Here is a 17,685-nt window from a genome sequence, read left to right on the forward strand (position 1 = left end):
TATGAGAATTATGGGATTGGACGTTGGTTCAAAAACAGTAGGGGTGGCGATTAGTGATCCACTAGGCTTCACCGCTCAGGGACTTGAAATCATCCAGATCAATGAGGATCAGGGCCAGTTTGGTTTTGACCGTATCAAGGAATTGGTTGACAGCTATAAGGTGGAACGCTTTGTAGTAGGTTTGCCAAAGAACATGAACAATACCAGCGGTCCGCGAGTAGAAGCCAGTCAAGCCTATGGTGCCAAGCTAGAAGAACTCTTTGGTTTGCCAGTAGACTATCAGGATGAGCGTTTGACAACGGTCGCTGCGGAACGTATGTTGATTGAACAAGCAGATATCAGCCGTAACAAACGCAAGAAAGTTATTGATAAGTTGGCTGCTCAGCTGATTTTGCAAAATTATTTAGATAGAAAATTTTAAGACAGAGGAGAAACTATGTCACACGATCACAACCATGACCACGAAGAACGTGAATTGATTACACTAGTAGATGAGCAAGGAAATGAAACCTTGTTTGAAATTCTTTTGACCATTGATGGGAAAGAAGAATTTGGTAAAAACTATGTTCTGCTAGTGCCAGTTAACGCAGAAGAAGATGAAAATGGTGAAGTTGAAATCCAAGCTTACTCATTCATCGAAAATGAAGACGGAACAGAAGGCGAATTGCAACCAATCCCAGAAGACTCAGAAGATGAATGGAACATGATTGAAGAAGTCTTCAACAGCTTTATGGAGGAGTAAAAACATCCAGTGGATGTTTTTAGCCCAACTCCCAGAAATTGGAGAGAGTTGGAACATCTAGGGGACGTTTTTAGCCTACGTTGAAATTCATAGTAGCTAGTGATTAGCTAACCAGGTAAGAGGTCGGGATTTTAGTCCCGACCTCGCTTTTTATTTGTAATCATACTTTGATGCGGTAGTTGATTGGACTTTTGTTAAGGAGACATGTATGTTTGAAGTAGAAGAATGGCTGCATAGTCGGATTGGTTTAAACTTTAGATCTGGTCTTGGACGAATGCAGCGAGCAGTGGATTTGCTGGGGAATCCAGAGAGGACTTATCCTATTATCCACGTAACAGGGACTAACGGTAAAGGGTCAACTATTGCCTTCATGAGGGAGTTGTTTGTTACTCATGGTAAAAAAGTTGGTACTTTTACCTCTCCTCATATCATCAGTATCCATGATCGAATCTGTATCAATGGGCAACCAATCGCTGATGAAGACTTTGTCCGTATAGCTAACCAAGTCAAGGAGATGGAAAAAACTCTCTTAGAAACACATGATCAATTGTCTTTCTTTGAGTTGTTGACCCTGATTGCTTTGCTTTACTTTAAAGAGCAGGGAGTGGATCTAGTCCTGCTAGAGGTGGGAATTGGTGGTTTGCTTGACACGACTAATGTCGTAACAGGCGAGATTGCAGTTATTACTTCGATTGGTCTAGATCATCAGGAGACCTTGGGCGATAGTCTGGAGGAAATAGCCGAGCAGAAAGCCGGTATTTTCAAGGCTGGAAAGAAGGCGGTCATTGCTAAGCTCGCTCCAGAAGCTGAGCTCGTCTGTCAAAAAAGAGCAAGAGAGTTAGATGTTGAACTTTATCAAGCTGGGCGAGACTTCACTTTGAAAGCTGGGAATTTTTCAAGTAAACTAGCAAGCTTTTCCCAGCTTGAAATCGGGTTGGAAGGTGCTTATCAGCAAGAAAATGCTTCCTTGGCTTTACAAACTTTTCTTCTGTTTATGACGTCAAGAGAGGAAAAAGTCGAAGAAGAGCTTGTCAGACAGGCTTTGAAGGAGACACACTGGGCGGGTCGATTAGAACGGATTCGCCCGCAGATTTACTTAGATGGGGCTCACAATCTTCCAGCTTTAACTCGTTTGGTCGAGTTTATCCAGGGGGAAATCCAGCAAGGATACCAGGTTCATGTCCTTTTTGGCGCTCTTAAACGCAAGGATTACCAAGGGATGTTAGCCTATCTAACAGAGCAGTTGCCTCAGGTGGAACTTAAGGTAACAGGCTTTGACTACCAAGGATCTCTAGAAGAAAGCGATGTTTCTGGTTATAAACTGGTTGACTCTTATCGCGATTTTATCAGCGAATTTGAAGAAAATGCCAACAATCAGGACTTGCTTTTTGTGACGGGCTCTCTCTATTTTATCTCGGAAGTACGAGCGGGTTTGGTGGGAGATCATGAGATTAGTTGACCTTCTAGACTTAAGTTGCTATACTGGGGATAGGAAAACTCGCAAACGATTTCAGAAATACATTAGCACAAAAGAAAGGAAGTCGCTATGAAAACGAAAGCATTCACACTTTCTATTGCTTCTTTAGCAATTCTTAGTCTTTTAGCAGCTTGTGGACCTAAGGAACAAGCGTCTACCCAGCCATCTGCTCAACAATCATCTACTAGTGCTGCTACCAGTGCTAGTCAACCACAGGCGTCCTCAAGCCAGGACACTACTGCGGCAGCTCAACCGACTAATATTGATGCTACCTATACTGGAAAAGACGAGAACGACCAGATCACTCTTGTTGTAACAGGCAAAACTGGTACATGGACTGAGGTCGAACCAGATGGAGATAAGGAAATCAAGCAAGTCACCTTTGAGCCAGAAAATCAACGTGTCATTATCGGAGATGATATTAAAATTTATGCGGTTAATGGTAATCAAATGATTATCGATGATATGGACCGAGAGGCATCTGACCGAGTAGTCTTAACGAAGCAATAATGATTAAGTAAAAGTTCCAATGAGACGAAAGCTATCTTTTTGGAGCTTTTTTTCTTGAAAAAATGGCTGGCGGTTCTTTACTAACTTTTTATTTAAAACGCTTACAAACATTTGTAAAACTTCTTATAAGGTCGTATACTTATAGTGAATAATCAAATAGCGCAGAGGCGCAGGAGGAAATGCATATGGCTACATTTTACGTTCCATCAGTTAACCTTATTGGTAAAGGTGTTGTAAATGAAGTAGGTCCGTATATCAAGGAACTGGGGTATAAGAAGGCTCTTTTGGTGACAGACAAGTTCATCGAGGGAAGTGATATTTTACCTAAGGTTCTAAAACCACTAGATGCTGAAGGGATCGAATATGTCATCTTTAGCGATGTGGAGCCAAATCCGACTTGCAAGAATGTCACAGACGGAGTGGCTGCCCTGAAAGAGCATGGATGCGACTTCATCATCAGTCTTGGAGGAGGATCTCCTCAGGATGCGGCTAGTTGTATCTCTATCATCGCTACAAATGGTGGAAAACCACAGGACTACGAAGGTCTCCACAAGTCTGCTAAAAAAGGCTTGCCAGTGGTTGCGATCAATACAACAGCTGGAACTTCTGCAGAAATTACCATTAACTATGTTATTACTGACGAAGAACGCAAGGTCAAGATGGTAATGGTTGATAAGAACAGCCTCGCCCTCATCTCTGTCAATGATCCAGAACTCATGCTTTCAAAACCGAAAGGATTGACAGCGGCGACAGGTATGGATGCTCTTACTCACGCTGTCGAGGCTTTAGTAACACCAGGTGCTTATAATGTGACCAAGAAACTCTCTATCGGAGCGATTGAACTCATCAAGGAGTACCTCCCTCGTGCTGTGGCTAATGGACAAGATATTGAAGCGCGTGAGGGGATGGTCAATGCCATCTTCCTCGGTGGTATGAGCTTTAACAATGCTGGTCTAGGCTATGTTCACTCCATGGCTCATCAACTCGGTGCGGTGTATAACTTGCCACATGGTGTCTGCTGTGCCATGCTTCTCCCAGTTGTAGAGCGTGAAAATGCCAAACGTGTACCAGAAGCTTTCCGCAATGTAGCCAAGGCCTTGGGACTCCATGTGGAAGGGAAAACAGACCAAGAATGTGCTGACTATGCTATTGCTGAAATTGAAAAACTGTCTGAAACGGTTGGTATTCCGAAGAAACTTACTGAACTTGGTATCCAAGAAAAAGACGTTGACTTTGACTACCTTTCTAAGAATGCTTTGATCGATGCATGTGCACCTGGAAATCCATTTATGCCAACTTTAGAAGAAACCATTGCTCTCTACAAAGAACTCTTCTAAATATCAAGTAGAGTGGAAGGGACTTATTCTTCAAAATATAAATAATATTGGAAAGAACTATCATTTTGGTAGTTCTTTTTTTAAAAATTTGCTATCCTAGACATATGAGAAAAATCAAAATTGATGTGGTTGTAGTTCCCTTGAGTGGACATCTCTTCCCAACTCTTAATTTACTTGCACCTTTGTTGAAGGATCCCTTGTATGAGATTCGATTATTTACAGGACCGCAACGAAAAAATGTAGCAGAGGAGATGGGATTCCGGGTGATTCCCATTTTAGAAAATTGTGTAGATGAGTTTGAGCGTGTAGCCAACAATGAAGGGCAGTTAAATCTTATTTCTGCTTATCGACAGTTGTCAGCTAGTCTTGATTTGATCAATGTGGTTTCAGATCAATTAATGCAAGAGTGGCAGGAAAATCGACCTGATATTGTGATTGCGGATTTTATAACCCTCTCTGGAGGACTTGTAGCGGAACAGTTGAATATTCCCTGGATTACTACGATGGCGACACAGTTTGCCATTGAAACGACAGATGGACCGCCTTGTTTCTTTGGAGGAATGGGTAGTCCAAAAACATCTTTCCAATCTGCTCAGCAATGGCTAGGAAGAAAAGGGACTCGTTTAGGGAAGCGAATCGTAAGCTTTTTATTGAGAGAACGATTGAAACGTTACGATTTTAAGCTCTACAATCAGAAAGGTCAGGAAACCATCTATTCACCCTATTCCATCTTGGGGATTGGGATGAAAGAGTTGGAGCTGAAAAGTGGTTTTCCAGAGCACTACCTTTGGGTGGGACCTTTTGGCTCTTCGATTGAGAGGGCAGAAAATTATCCCCTCGATTTGTCTCCTTATGCAGGTTATAAGAAGGTCCTTGTCTCCTGTGGCACTCAGCTAGCATGGGCTAAAGACAATCTCCTCTATCAGACACAACAATTGGCAGAAGCACATCCGGACTGTCACTTCTTTGTGACTCTGGGGTTTGGCGGACAAGACTTCCAATGTGAAGAGCTCATGGACAATGTTTCTGTGGTATCCTATCTTCCCTATAAGGAGTACATTCCTCAGATGGATTATGTGATTCATCATGGTGGTGCAGGTATTTTTTACCAGTGTATCATCTATGGTAAGCCTGCCTTGATTCTCCCCCATGACTATGATCAGTATGACTATGCAGTTCGTGGATTAGAGGCAGGGATTGCCTTGACTGCTAAACGAGAGGATACGGAAGAGATTGGACGCGCCTTTGATGAGTTGTTGGCTAGAGATGACTGGGCAGACTTGAACAAACTTAGTCGTGCAGCTCAAATCTATCAGCCAACAGAGATTCTGAAGAGCGAAATACATCGGCTCTTAGGGGACAAGGAGAGGTAAAAAATGGAGAAAGTATTGGTAACAGGTGCTACGGGCTTTCTAGGCAAGTATGTTGTTGAAGAGCTCAGTCAGCAGGGCTATCAGGTACGCGCTTTTGGACGCAATAGCAAGGTGGGTCAGTCTTTAGAAAACTCCTCTGTGGCATTTTTTCAGGGAGATTTGACCAAGCAAGAGGACTTGGCTCGGGCTTGTCAGGGGATGGACATGGTTGTGCATGCGGCTGCTCTTTCTACCGTTTGGGAACCTTGGGAGGATTTCTACCAGACAAATGTCTTGGGGACCAAGTATGTTCTGGATGCTTGCCGAGAGGCTGGTATTCAGCGTTTGGTTTATGTGTCCTCGCCTAGCATCTATGCTGCTCCTCGAGATCAGCTAGCTATCAAAGAAAGTGCTGCGCCTCAGGAAAATAATCTGAACAACTACATTCGTAGTAAGCTGGCTTCGGAGAAGCTGTTTAAGGATTATCCCGATGTTTCGAGTATTATTTTACGACCTCGTGGGCTTTTTGGGATTGGGGATACCAGTATTTTGCCCCGAGTTCTCAAACTCAGTCAGAAGATTGGCATTCCCTTGATAGGGGAGGGTCGTCAGCTCATGGATATGACCTGTGTGGAAAATGTTGCTTTGGCCATTCGCTTGGCACTAGAGACCCCTCAAGCTAGTGGCGAAGTTTATAATATTACCAATGGGGAACCAAGAGCCTTTAAGGATTTGATAGAAGAAACCTTGAGAGGGTTGGGCTATCCAATAACATACAGAAAAGTGCCAGCTACTCTTCTTTCAGTTATTGCTACTAGTTTAGAGTTTCTGTATAAGGTCTTGAAACTCAAAGGTGAACCGCCTCTGACACGCTATACCTATTATCTGCTCCGTTATAGTCAGACGCTGGACATCAGCAAGGCGGAGCGAGACTTGGGTTATTGCCCTCGAATCAGTATTTCGGAAGGGATTGACCAGTATGTCAAAGATTATCGAAAGCATTGATTATTTCCCAGCAGGCTACTGTACCAGCTACACAGGTTTGCTATTTAAGGGAGTCAAGAATCAAAAGATGACCTTTCCAGCAGGTGTTTTTCTTATCAAACACAGGGACAAGGGCTATCTCCTCTATGACACAGGCTATCATTACGATATTAAGACCCATCTTCGCTATGGTTTCTATCGGCTAGGAACGCCCGTTCAAATGACGGAGAAGGACCAGATTTCACGTTTGCTGGAAGCGAAGGGAATCAAACCAGAAGAAATTAACTATGTTCTTCTATCACACCTACATCCAGATCATCTGGGAGGAGCTAGTTTCTTTCCTCATGCAACCTTTATCTTGACAAAAGAAGTATATGAAGTCTACCAAAAACCCAAGTTGAAAGACTTGATTTTCAAGGAGTTTTTACCAGCTTCTTTTGAGAAAAATCTAACCATTATCAGAGCTGACCAGCAAGTTTCAACTTTTCCCTATCGTCCGATTTGTGATCTTTTCGGAGATGGCAGTATCCTAGTAGCCTCTGTTGATGGGCATGCTAGGGGGCAAGCTTGTCTGTACCTTCCAGATTTTAATCTCCTCATTGCAGCAGACCTCTGTTGGGGAATTGATCTCTTGCCTTACACCAAGCAGATGCACCTGCTTCCTTCCCTGGTGCAGGATAATAAGACCGACTATATCAGGGGGACAGAGTTTCTGGAGGAAGTCTTAAAAGCCGGTATTGAGGTAGTTGTTAGCCATGATCCTGTAGAAAGGATAGAGTCAATCTTACATGAAAAAAATAACCTTTCTTAAAACCTTTATCCAAACTCGTTGGCTTCATCATTTCAAATCTCGAGAAGCTGTAGAAAACTATCAGAAAAAGCAATTAGCCAACTATATGGACTTTTTAAAGCGAGAGTCTCCCTACTTTAAAAATGGGGTTCCTAGCAACTTTGACCATATGGACAAGGCTTTTATGATGGAACATTTTAATGAGCTCAACACCCAAGGAGTGGATAGAGATGAAGCCTTATCCTTGGCTATTGAAAGCGAGAAGACCCGTGATTTCACTGAACTTAAAGGGGAAGTGGCCGTCGGTCTATCTTCAGGGACATCTGGACATCGGGGGCTCTTTATCACAACAGAGAAAGAGCGCAGTATGTGGGCTGCGGCTATCTTAGCCAAGATGTTGCCCAAGGGCCAGCTGTTTTGCCACCGCATCGCCTTTTTCCTGAGAGCCGATAATGAACTCTATCAGACCATCAATACAGCGCTCATTCGTCTAGAGTACTTTGATATTTTTAAAAATACGGATGACCATATCGGCCGTCTCAATAGCTACCAACCGACCATAGTGGTGGCGCCTGCCTCTATGCTGCTCGAGTTGAGCAAACGACTAAAGGCTGGAGAGTTAGCCATTCATCCACAAAAAATCGTTTCGGTGGCAGAAATTTTGGAAGATAAGGATAGGGAACGCATCGCAGAAGCCTTTTCTCTATCCATTATTGACCAGGTTTATCAGGCAACTGAAGGTTTTCTAGCATGTACTTGCTCAGCTGGCAATCTGCATCTCAACGAAGACATTATCTATGTGGAAAAGCAGTATCTGGATGATCGCCGTTTTTATCCAATCATTACGGACTTTAAACGAAGCAGTCAGCCTGTTTATCGCTACCAGCTCAATGATATCTTGGTTGAAAATCCGGAGCCCTGTCCATGTGGCTCCTGCTATACACGGATTGACAAGGTCGAAGGACGCTCTGACGACATCTTCTATTTCGATGGACTGGATGGGGGTCAAGTGACCATCTATCCTGACTTTATCAGACGGTGCATACTCTTTGTGGAGAATGTAGGGGATTACCAAGTCAAGCAACATTCTGAGAAGTTAGTGGAAGTTTGCCTAAGCCAACGAGATGAGGCAGTGGAAGCATCTATTCTAGCCCAGTTTCAACTCCTGGCCCAGCAAAAGCAGTTTGCGGTTCCTCAAATCCAATTTTCAGATTATCACTGGGATACTAGCCGTAAACTCAAACGAATCCAACGTTTATGAAAGGATAATAAACAATGACAGAAGTAAAAAGACATGTAGAAATCGCTGGTTATGGTGTTTGCCTTCCCAAGCATACCGTCCAATTCAAAGACCAGACTCGTTATCGTGTAGTTGAAAATGAAGAAACGCAACTTGACTTGGCAGAAGGAGCTATCCAGCGTGCACTTGAAAAGGCAAATTTGAAGATTGAAGATATCGATTGCCTTGTATCAGCTAGTGCAGTTGGAGTTCAGCCTATTCCTTGTACGGCTGCCTTGATTCATGAGCGCGTGGCAAAAGGACTCTCTATTCCAGCTATGGATATCAATACGACCTGTACCAGCTTTATTTCTGCCCTATCGACCATGTCCCACTTGATTGAGGCGGGTGAATACAATCGTGTCTTGATTGTATCCAGTGAGGTTGGAAGTTTAGGGCTCAATCCCAAGCAAAAAGAAAGTTTTGAACTCTTTAGTGATGGGGCGGCAGCCTTTATTTTCCAAAAAAGCCATCAGGAAAAAGGGGTCATTGCTAGTCTCCAACGTACTTGGTCAGAAGGAGCTCACGATACGGAAATTTGTGGAGGTCTGACTTCTTTTCAACCAAAAGAGTACTCTGAAGCGACTAAGACCAACTATATGTTTGATATGAAGGGAAAGAAAATCCTCCTCTTGTCAGCTCGTAAAATCCCAGTCATGTTTGAAGAGTTTCAAGAAAAGACCCAGCTAGCCTTGGCAGACGTGGACTATATCATTCCTCACCAAGCAAGTCGTGCTCTTCCTTTGGTTATGGAAAAGCTAGGTGTGGCTGAGAATCAATACCTCAATCTCGTCACGGACTATGGAAATATGGTGTCAGTCTCTGTGCCATTTGGCTTGGCCTATTCATTGGACCATGGATTGGTTAAAGAAGGAGATACCGTCTACCTTATGGGAACTGCAGCAGGTATGACAGTCAATATGTTGGCTCTCAAACTGTAATACACATCTGAAAATGGAAGGGCAAGAGTAAAAGGTTGCTATCTACCCCTGAACTGAGGTATACTAGTAGAAAGATTAGTTTATTAAGCAGTTAAGGAGAATGTTAGAAAAGGAAGGGGATGTATGACAGCTAGAAAAATGCAGCTACTCATGTCCAAGTATGGTTTTAGTATTACTATCATGTTGGCAGAGTTGTTTATCATCTTTGGTTTATTTCTCTATCTAGGGCAGATGGCTCCGATTCTCTGGATTATCCTTGTCATTTTAGTAAGCTTAGCGACCATTGTATCGATTGTTAATCGATCTATGAATCCTGAGAGTAAGGTAACATGGTTGTTAGTAGCCTTTGTGCCAGTTTTTGGCCCTTTGCTCTATATCATGTTTGGAGAGCGCCGTTTATCTAAAAAAGAATTGAAGCAGCTAAAGCAGCTCCAATCAATGGTTTACCGAGAGGACAATAGCAGGGCTCTCCGTTTGGAGTTAAAAGAACAAGACAAGTCGGCTTACGGGGTTATCAAATCTCTCCTCAGTATGGACACGAATGCTGATGTCTATGATCGAACGGATACACAATTTTTTGCATCTGGGGAAAGTATGTGGCATCAGATGCTAGAGGATCTCAAGAAAGCTGAGAAGTTTATCTTTCTCGAATACTATATCATCGAAGAAGGTTTGATGTGGAATAGTATTTTGGAGATTTTGGAAGAAAAGGCAGCTCAAGGAGTAGAAGTTAAGCTTCTTTATGACGATATTGGATGCATGGCAACCTTACCTGGGGATTATACCATCCAGCTTCGTAGCCGAGGGATTGAAGCCCATAAATTTAACAAGGTGATTCCACGCTTGACCGTTGCCTATAACAACCGTGACCACCGTAAAATCATGGTTATTGATGGTCAAATTGCCTATACAGGTGGTGTCAATCTGGCAGATGAGTATATCAACCATATCGAACGCTTTGGTTATTGGAAAGATAGCGGTATTCGCCTAGATGGATCAGCGGTCAAGGCCTTTACTAGACTCTTTTTATCAACCTGGTATATCAACCGTGGAGAAATTAGCGACTTTGACCAATACCATCTCGAAAATCAACCAAAAGATGGGATGGGGCTCTGTATTCCCTACAGTAGCGGTCCCAAACCCATATACCGAGCCCAGGTTGGAAAAACGGTCTATCAAAATCTTATCAATCAAGCTACAGATTACGTCTACATCACGACTCCCTATCTGATCGCCGACTACGATCTAACTGAAAGTATCAAAAATGCAGCTCTGAGAGGGGTAGATGTGCGAATTGTGACGCCGTGTATCCCAGATAAGAAGGTTATTCAGTTAGTTACTCGAGGAGCCTACCCAGACTTGCTATCTGCGGGGGTTCGTATTTATGAGTATAGCCCGGGATTCCTTCATAGCAAGCAAATGCTTGTTGATGGAGAGGCGGCTACTGTGGGAACCATCAATTTTGACTATCGGAGTTTGCTTCACCACTATGAAAATGCCGTCTTGCTTTATAGAACGCAGTCCATCATCGATATTGAAAGGGACTTTGAAGAGATTTTTAAAGTTTCTCAAGAAATTTATCCCCACACCATCAAAACAAGCTGGTATCAAAGCCTGATCAAGGAAATTGTCCAGTTGTTTGCACCTATGCTCTAACTATCCATCAAGATCTAGCCCAAGGCTGGATCTTTTTTGTCTTCTTACGAATAGATAGGTAAAGGAGAAAAACATGCTTAATCTAGAAGATGACGATTTCATTAGAGAGTATAGAGACTGTCGATTCCACCGTTTTCGTGAAATCGAACGCTTTGCGATATTGGATAAGAAATTCAGCAAATATCAATCCCAAGCTGACATTCCTGTAAGATTTTGATATACTAAAACAGATAAACTTAGAGGAGAAATTGAATGAATGTATATGGGAAAATAGATGAGAAACAAGAAGAATCTCATTACCAAGACTGGTCCGTTCCAGAAAAGCGAGAAGGAGCTCCGATTCCCTTTTTTAGTATCATGCTTTGGAGTTTAGTGGCCACAGCCATTTCGGTTGTCCTGCCTTTTGTTTTTGGTTTAGTCAGTCCGCAACAAACTCAGGATCTCTATACCAGGTGGGCTTTACATCAAAATGGTCAAATGTATACAGATTACTTTGGAACGAATGGATTGCTCTATTACTTGCTAACCTATCTTTCTCTAGGAAGTGTTCTGCTTGCTTTGGTTGAGTGGTTGGCCTTGTTTGGAGCAGGTGTTTTTCTTTTTAAATCTGCAGATGCTCTTACTAGTCAAGCAGAAGAAGCCAAGAAGCTGGTATTTGTATTCTATTTGTTAGTGGCAGGACTCGCTTTTGGTGGTGGCTATGCTCTCTTGCTAGCCTTGCCTTTCCTATTTTATTCATTGAGCATTGTTACGAACTATTTGGCTTATCCAAATGACGACAAAGGATTTGTAAGAGTAGGGATGAGCCTTGCTCTCGCTTTCTTCCTTGCACCGCTTCCTACAACCTTGTTTGCGGCTGTACTGGCTCTGGGTATCATTGGCTTTAATCTAGGCAAAGGCCGCTTTGTTCACGGATTATATCAGTTCTTTGCGTCAGCCTTAGGATTCTCACTCTTATTCTATCCTTTAGGCTACTATACAGTGTGGACAGGTAGTTTTGGGGATGCCATTAGCCAGACCTTATATCCAGTAAATACTCTTAGCCTTTTCTCAAATTCGCATTTACTTGAAAATGCAGCCTTCTACGGCTTACTTGCCATTGGGCTAGGTTCCCTTAGTTTGCTCTTTACTGGCTTATTCCAGTCAAAACCAGCCAAGCAATATGCCTTATCGATTGCTGCTAGCTTGGGATTGTTGGTTTCTTTGGGAATCTTGATTCTCTCCAAAGAACCTATCCACGGTACTCGTCTTGTGGTGCTAATTCCTTTCTTGGTCTTGCTCCTTCTGACAGGAATCAAGGAAGATGTTTCTGAGGGAGGGAGTCGTCGTAGAAGAAGACGTGAGAAACAAACTTCTTTCCTTAAAGGAAATTTCTATCTACCACTGATTGCCCTTGCCTACCTCATTGTTCTTCCTATTGTGAGTCGCTACCTTTCGCACCCAGCGACTTATCAGGAGAGAGAACGTCTTGCCAGCGTGGTCAAACAACAAACGAGTTCTGAGGATCGTGTCTATGCTTGGGATGATCGTCCAGATTTCTACCGTACAAGTGAACGCTTGGCGCCGACTTCTCTATCAACTCCAACACTTTATACTGCAAGCGATGAAAATAAAACCAAACTGATGAATGACCTGAAAGAGAATCAACCGAAGATGATTGTGGTCAATCAAAAAGTTGCCTTGTGGTCAGATGTAGAGAGCTGGCTCAGTGAAAACTATGAGCTTGTTCAGACAGATACTAGCGAGTTTAAGCTTTATAAATTCAAATAACAAAAATCAATATCTTGTGGAATTTTAAAAATTTTAGTATTTTTAACACAAGATATTGATTTTTATTTTTAGAGTGGTATAATACTGAATATAAACTATTTAACAATATTTTAGAAAAGAGCATGGATATGATTGTATTAGAAGAAAAGCTTGCAACCGTTCCCACCTTGTTCGTTGAAAAACGAGATGGTAGACGTGTAGTATTTGATGTAGACAAGATTGACAAGGCTCTCCACAAGGCGGCAGAAAAAGTTATGGACGTTACGCCTCTAGTAGAAAAACGCCTAAATGGTCTAGTTGAAAGAATCGTTACCGAAATTCACAGTCGTTTCCCTAAAGGTGTGAAGATTTATGAGATTCAGAATATCGTAGAACATGAACTTCTTGAAGCCAAAGAATATGCCTTGGCTGAAGAGTATATCACCTATCGGACACAGAGGGATTTTGAGCGCTCAAAAGCGACAGATATCAACTTTAGCATTCATAAACTTCTCAATAAAGATCAAGCGGTTGTCAATGAAAATGCCAATAAAGACAGCGATGTCTTTAATACTCAACGTGATTTGACAGCAGGGATTGTGGGGAAATCAATCGGATTGCAAATGCTTCCTAAGCACGTAGCCAATGCTCACCAGAAAGGGGATATCCACTATCATGACTTGGACTACAGCCCCTACACTCCGATGACTAACTGCTGTTTGATTGATTTTAAAGGGATGTTGGAAAATGGTTTTAAGATTGGGAATGCAGAGGTAGAGAGTCCCAAGTCTATCCAGACTGCGACAGCTCAGATTTCACAAATCATCGCCAACGTTGCTTCTAGCCAATACGGGGGCTGTTCAGCTGACCGTATTGATGAAGTCTTGGCACCTTATGCAGAGAAGAATTACCAAAAGCACCTCAAAGATGCGGAAGAATGGGTCTTGCCTGAAAAACGGGATGATTATGCTTGGAAGAAAACCCAAAAAGATATCTATGATGCCATGCAATCTCTTGAGTATGAAATCAACACCCTCTTCACTTCAAATGGACAAACACCTTTTACTTCACTAGGTTTTGGTCTAGGAACTAGTCGTTTTGAACGGGAAATTCAAAAAGCTATCTTGACCATTCGTATCAAGGGTCTTGGCTCAGAACACCGCACAGCCATCTTCCCTAAACTCATCTTTACGCTTAAAAGAGGCCTTAACTTGGAAGAAGGGACTCCAAACTATGACATCAAACAGTTGGCCCTCGAGTGTGCAACCAAACGGATGTACCCGGATGTCTTATCCTATGATAAGATTATCGAGTTGACTGGTTCTTTCAAGGTACCTATGGGCTGCCGTTCTTTCCTCCAAGGCTGGAAAGATGAAAATGGTGTTGAGGTCAATTCTGGTCGGATGAATCTAGGTGTTGTGACGGTCAACCTTCCTCGCATTGCTCTTGAGTCTGAGGGCGACATGAATAAGTTCTGGGAAATCTTCAACGAGCGGATGAATATCGCAGAAGATGCTCTAGTTTACCGTGTTGAACGGACCAAGGAAGCAATGCCAGCAAACGCCCCTATTCTCTATCAGTACGGGGCCTTCGGACGCCGTCTTGGAAAAGACGAGAGCGTTGATCAGCTCTTTAAGAATCGTCGTGCGACAGTTTCGCTGGGCTACATTGGTTTGTACGAGGTAGCGACAGTCTTCTTTGGCAATAGCTGGGAAAGCAATCCAGAAGCCAAGGAATTCACGCTGGATATCATTCGCGATATGAAACGTCGGGTAGAAGAGTGGTCTGACCAATATGGCTATCATTTCTCTATCTACTCAACACCGTCTGAAAGCTTGACAGATCGCTTCTGTCGCTTGGATACAGAAAAGTTCGGTTCTATTCCTGATATTACAGACAAGGAATACTACACCAACTCGTTCCACTACGATGTTCGTAAAAATCCAACACCGTTTGAAAAATTGGACTTTGAGAAGGCTTATCCAGAAGCAGGTGCAACAGGTGGTTTCATCCACTACTGTGAGTATCCAGTTCTCCAACAAAATCCAAAAGCCTTGGAAGCTGTCTGGGACTACGCCTATGATCGTGTAGGGTATCTAGGGACCAATACTCCGATTGACCATTGTTACAAGTGTGACTTTGAAGGGGATTTTGAACCAACTGAAAGAGGATTTGCTTGTCCGAACTGTGGCAATAGTGACCCTAAAACAGTAGACGTTGTCAAACGGACGTGTGGTTATCTGGGCAATCCTCAGGCTCGTCCGATGGTCAACGGGCGCCATAAGGAAATCGCTGCGCGTGTGAAACATATGAATGGTTCAACCATTAAGACACCTGGACATAAAGTAACAAACTAGAAAGAGACGGAATGGGGAAATACCAATTGGATGATAAGGGACGCGCTCAAGTGACTCGTTATCATGAAAAACATTCTAAAGGTGGGACGGGCAAAAAAGAACGCTTGCTCAATCTTAGAGAACAGTTTTTAAACAAGAACAAGAAAAAAGAAAAGTGAGAGTCCGCTCTCGCTTTTCTCTTAATTGGAGGTGAAAATGATACTACGCAGGCCAACATTGGCAGATAAAGAAACAGTTTTAGAGATGATGGCAGAGTTTGAACAGACTCAATCAGCCCACGATGGTGGGTTTTGGAACGCCAACAATTTTGTTTATGAAGAGTGGCTAGAAGATAATCTTCAAGCGGAAGCGGGACTCAATATTCCTGAAAACTGGGTTCCTGCTATCCAGCTGGTTAGTTTTGACGTAGCAGGCCAGGCTCTTGGCTTTCTCAACCTTCGTCTCCGATTAAATGACTACTTACTAGAAAATGGGGGCCATATTGGCTACTCCATTCGTCCATCTGAAAGAGGCAAAGGTTATGCGAAAGAATCACTCAGACAAGGCCTGCAAGTTGCCAAGGAAAAGAACATCAAAAAAGCGCTTGTGACCTGTAGTGCGGAAAACCCAGCTAGTAGAGCGGTGATTGTGGCAAATGATGGGGCGTTTGAGGGTGTTCGCAATGGCGTAGAACGTTACTGGATAGATTTGGAGTAGAAGGATGACATGGAATACACCAAAACCAGGTGAATGGAAAAGTGAGGAACTTAGTAAAGGGCGAATCATTGACTACAAGGCCTTTAACTTTGTGGATGGAGAAGGCGTGCGCAACTCCCTCTATGTCGCAGGCTGTATGTTCCACTGCGAGGGGTGCTATAATGTTGCGACTTGGTCTTTCAACGCAGGCATTCCCTATACGCCAGAGTTAGAAGAACAGATCATGGAAGACCTTGCCCAGCCCTATGTTCAAGGCTTGACCTTGCTAGGAGGAGAGCCCTTTCTTAATACGGGCATTCTCTTACCACTCGTTAAACGCATTCGAAAGGAATTGCCAGACAAAGACATCTGGTCATGGACCGGCTACACTTGGGAGGAAATGATGCTGGAGACTCCAGATAAACTGGAACTCTTATCATTGATTGACATCCTTGTCGATGGACGGTATGACAAAAGCAAGCGCAATCTTATGCTCCAGTTTCGAGGGTCTTCTAATCAACGAATTATCGATGTGCAAAAATCCCTCAAAAGTGGTCAAGTAGTGATTTGGGACAAGCTCAATGACGGAAAAGAAAGCTATGAACAGGTGAAGAGAGAATGAAGAAAAAAGACTTAATAGACCAACTGGTCTCAGAGATCGAAACTGGAAAAGTCAAAACACTGGGGATCTACGGTCACGGAGCGTCAGGTAAGTCTACCTTTGCTCAAGAATTGTTTCAAGCCCTAGATGCTGAAAAAGTAAACCTACTAGAAACAGACCCCTATATCACCTCAGAACGTCACCTGGTAGTACCAAAGCAAGCACTTGATCAAAAGGTGACAGCTTGTTTGCCAGTGGCGCATGAATTGGCAAGTTTGCAGAGAGATATTCTCGCTTTGCAGGCAGATATGGATGTCTTAACAATCGATGAACCTTGGAAGGCTAGCGAGATCTTATCTGGAGCCAAACCGATTCTGATTGTTGAAGGGATGTCTGTGGGGTTCCTACCCAAGGAACTCTTTGACAAAACCATCTGCTTCTACGCGGACAAAGAAACAGAAATAAAAAGGCGTCTAGCTCGAGATACGATTATGAGAAATCGCAATGCTTCCTTTGTACTAGCTAGCCATCAAATGAGACGGGAGCAGTATCTGCGATACTATAGAGAAAACGAGTCTAAAGCGGATATCTTAGTGGATCAATCGCAAGATAAATTCAAGGTCAAAATGACACACATTATATAGAAGAAAAGATTGATTTTTATAGACGTAAATCAGTAATCTTAGAAAGATGAAATAGGAAAACAGTTTCATCCTAAAAAAACGAAAAAAACCTAACAAATCCCTTGCAATCGCAGGGGCTTTGTGTTATTCTATTATGGTGCTGTAAATTACAGCCTTAGCTTTGATGCAAGAGGTTGCGACACGCTCGGTTGCATTGCCACGCAACACGCGTCGGTTTTCTTGTGGAGCTAGCCTATTATCTTAAATAGACGAAAAGGAGAAAAAGATGGCAAACAAAAAAATCCGTATCCGTTTGAAAGCTTACGAACACCGTACGCTTGATACAGCGGCTGCAAAAATCGTAGAATCAGCTACTCGTACAGGTGCACAAGTTGCGGGTCCAATCCCACTTCCAACTGAACGTAGCCTCTACACAATCATTCGTGCGACTCACAAATACAAAGACTCTCGCGAACAATTTGAAATGCGTACACACAAACGTTTGATCGATATCGTTAACCCAACTCAAAAAACAGTTGATGCCTTGATGAAATTGGATCTTCCAAGTGGTGTAAACGTAGAAATCAAACTTTAATTTAAAGCTTGATACCT

18 protein-coding genes are annotated in these 17,685 nt (G+C 42.9%); all 18 read left to right on the forward strand.

Annotation, left to right across the window (positions count from 1 at the left end; translation table 11 throughout):
• Position 1: 1 nt before the first annotated feature.
• The 18 genes from ruvX (at position 2) to rpsJ (ending at position 17,668) form a co-directional block, all read left to right on the forward strand.
• A complete protein-coding gene (ruvX, locus tag AC4ME5_RS04720) occupies positions 2-421 on the forward strand; it encodes a Holliday junction resolvase RuvX (protein ID WP_002876031.1) in 420 nt (139 codons plus the stop codon).
• Between the two features lie 15 nt (positions 422-436).
• Positions 437-742 (forward strand): DUF1292 domain-containing protein, encoded by a 306-nt coding sequence (locus AC4ME5_RS04725; protein WP_000017624.1) that lies wholly within the window; start codon positions 437-439, stop codon positions 740-742.
• A 208-nt stretch (positions 743-950) separates the two neighbouring features.
• Positions 951-2,201, forward strand: a complete 1,251-nt coding sequence (locus AC4ME5_RS04730) for a bifunctional folylpolyglutamate synthase/dihydrofolate synthase (RefSeq protein WP_491800224.1) — start codon at positions 951-953, stop codon at positions 2,199-2,201.
• A gap of 87 nt (positions 2,202-2,288) precedes the next feature.
• Complete coding sequence (locus AC4ME5_RS04735) at positions 2,289-2,729, forward strand: SP_0198 family lipoprotein (RefSeq protein ID WP_491800225.1); 441 nt, start codon at positions 2,289-2,291, stop codon at positions 2,727-2,729.
• A 185-nt stretch (positions 2,730-2,914) separates the two neighbouring features.
• On the forward strand, positions 2,915-4,066 hold the full coding sequence (locus AC4ME5_RS04740) for an iron-containing alcohol dehydrogenase (protein ID WP_491800227.1): 1,152 nt from the start codon (positions 2,915-2,917) through the stop codon (positions 4,064-4,066).
• 104 nt (positions 4,067-4,170) lie between these two features.
• On the forward strand, positions 4,171-5,439 hold the full coding sequence (locus AC4ME5_RS04745; protein ID WP_491800229.1) for a glycosyltransferase: 1,269 nt from the start codon (positions 4,171-4,173) through the stop codon (positions 5,437-5,439).
• A gap of 3 nt (positions 5,440-5,442) precedes the next feature.
• On the forward strand, positions 5,443-6,423 hold the full coding sequence (locus tag AC4ME5_RS04750) for an NAD-dependent epimerase/dehydratase family protein (protein WP_491800230.1): 981 nt from the start codon (positions 5,443-5,445) through the stop codon (positions 6,421-6,423).
• Positions 6,398-7,213 carry an MBL fold metallo-hydrolase gene (locus tag AC4ME5_RS04755; RefSeq protein ID WP_084939399.1) on the forward strand — a complete coding sequence of 272 codons (816 nt, stop codon included), beginning with the start codon at positions 6,398-6,400 and terminating at the stop codon, positions 7,211-7,213. Before AC4ME5_RS04750 ends, AC4ME5_RS04755 begins: the two co-directional genes overlap by 26 nt.
• Positions 7,191-8,453: a F390 synthetase-related protein gene (locus AC4ME5_RS04760; protein WP_491800232.1), complete on the forward strand. Its 1,263-nt coding sequence runs from the start codon at positions 7,191-7,193 to the stop codon at positions 8,451-8,453. The genes AC4ME5_RS04755 and AC4ME5_RS04760 overlap by 23 nt, the downstream gene beginning before the upstream one ends.
• Before the next feature lie 14 nt (positions 8,454-8,467).
• Positions 8,468-9,412: a 3-oxoacyl-[acyl-carrier-protein] synthase III C-terminal domain-containing protein gene (locus AC4ME5_RS04765; protein WP_491800234.1), complete on the forward strand. Its 945-nt coding sequence runs from the start codon at positions 8,468-8,470 to the stop codon at positions 9,410-9,412.
• Between the two features lie 123 nt (positions 9,413-9,535).
• On the forward strand, positions 9,536-11,068 hold the full coding sequence (gene cls / locus AC4ME5_RS04770; RefSeq protein WP_491800236.1) for a cardiolipin synthase: 1,533 nt from the start codon (positions 9,536-9,538) through the stop codon (positions 11,066-11,068).
• 252 nt (positions 11,069-11,320) lie between these two features.
• On the forward strand, positions 11,321-12,838 hold the full coding sequence (locus AC4ME5_RS04775; protein WP_491800237.1) for a damage-inducible protein CinA: 1,518 nt from the start codon (positions 11,321-11,323) through the stop codon (positions 12,836-12,838).
• Between the two features lie 128 nt (positions 12,839-12,966).
• Positions 12,967-15,174 (forward strand): anaerobic ribonucleoside-triphosphate reductase, encoded by a 2,208-nt coding sequence (gene nrdD / locus AC4ME5_RS04780; protein WP_491800239.1) that lies wholly within the window; start codon positions 12,967-12,969, stop codon positions 15,172-15,174.
• An 11-nt stretch (positions 15,175-15,185) separates the two neighbouring features.
• On the forward strand, positions 15,186-15,332 hold the full coding sequence (locus AC4ME5_RS04785; protein ID WP_061598879.1) for a hypothetical protein: 147 nt from the start codon (positions 15,186-15,188) through the stop codon (positions 15,330-15,332).
• A gap of 37 nt (positions 15,333-15,369) precedes the next feature.
• The gene (locus tag AC4ME5_RS04790) at positions 15,370-15,870 is read left to right on the forward strand and encodes a GNAT family N-acetyltransferase (RefSeq protein WP_096421595.1); all 501 of its coding nucleotides are present in this window, start codon (positions 15,370-15,372) and stop codon (positions 15,868-15,870) included.
• A gap of 4 nt (positions 15,871-15,874) precedes the next feature.
• Positions 15,875-16,471, forward strand: a complete 597-nt coding sequence (nrdG, locus tag AC4ME5_RS04795; RefSeq protein WP_096421597.1) for an anaerobic ribonucleoside-triphosphate reductase activating protein — start codon at positions 15,875-15,877, stop codon at positions 16,469-16,471.
• Complete coding sequence (locus AC4ME5_RS04800; protein WP_491800242.1) at positions 16,468-17,094, forward strand: uridine kinase family protein; 627 nt, start codon at positions 16,468-16,470, stop codon at positions 17,092-17,094. The genes nrdG and AC4ME5_RS04800 overlap by 4 nt, the downstream gene beginning before the upstream one ends.
• A 265-nt stretch (positions 17,095-17,359) precedes the next feature.
• Entirely contained in the window at positions 17,360-17,668 is a 309-nt protein-coding gene (gene rpsJ / locus AC4ME5_RS04805) for a 30S ribosomal protein S10 (RefSeq protein WP_001284513.1), read from the forward strand.
• Positions 17,669-17,685: the final 17 nt, after the last annotated feature.

Source organism: Streptococcus sp. A69 (assembly GCF_058556195.1).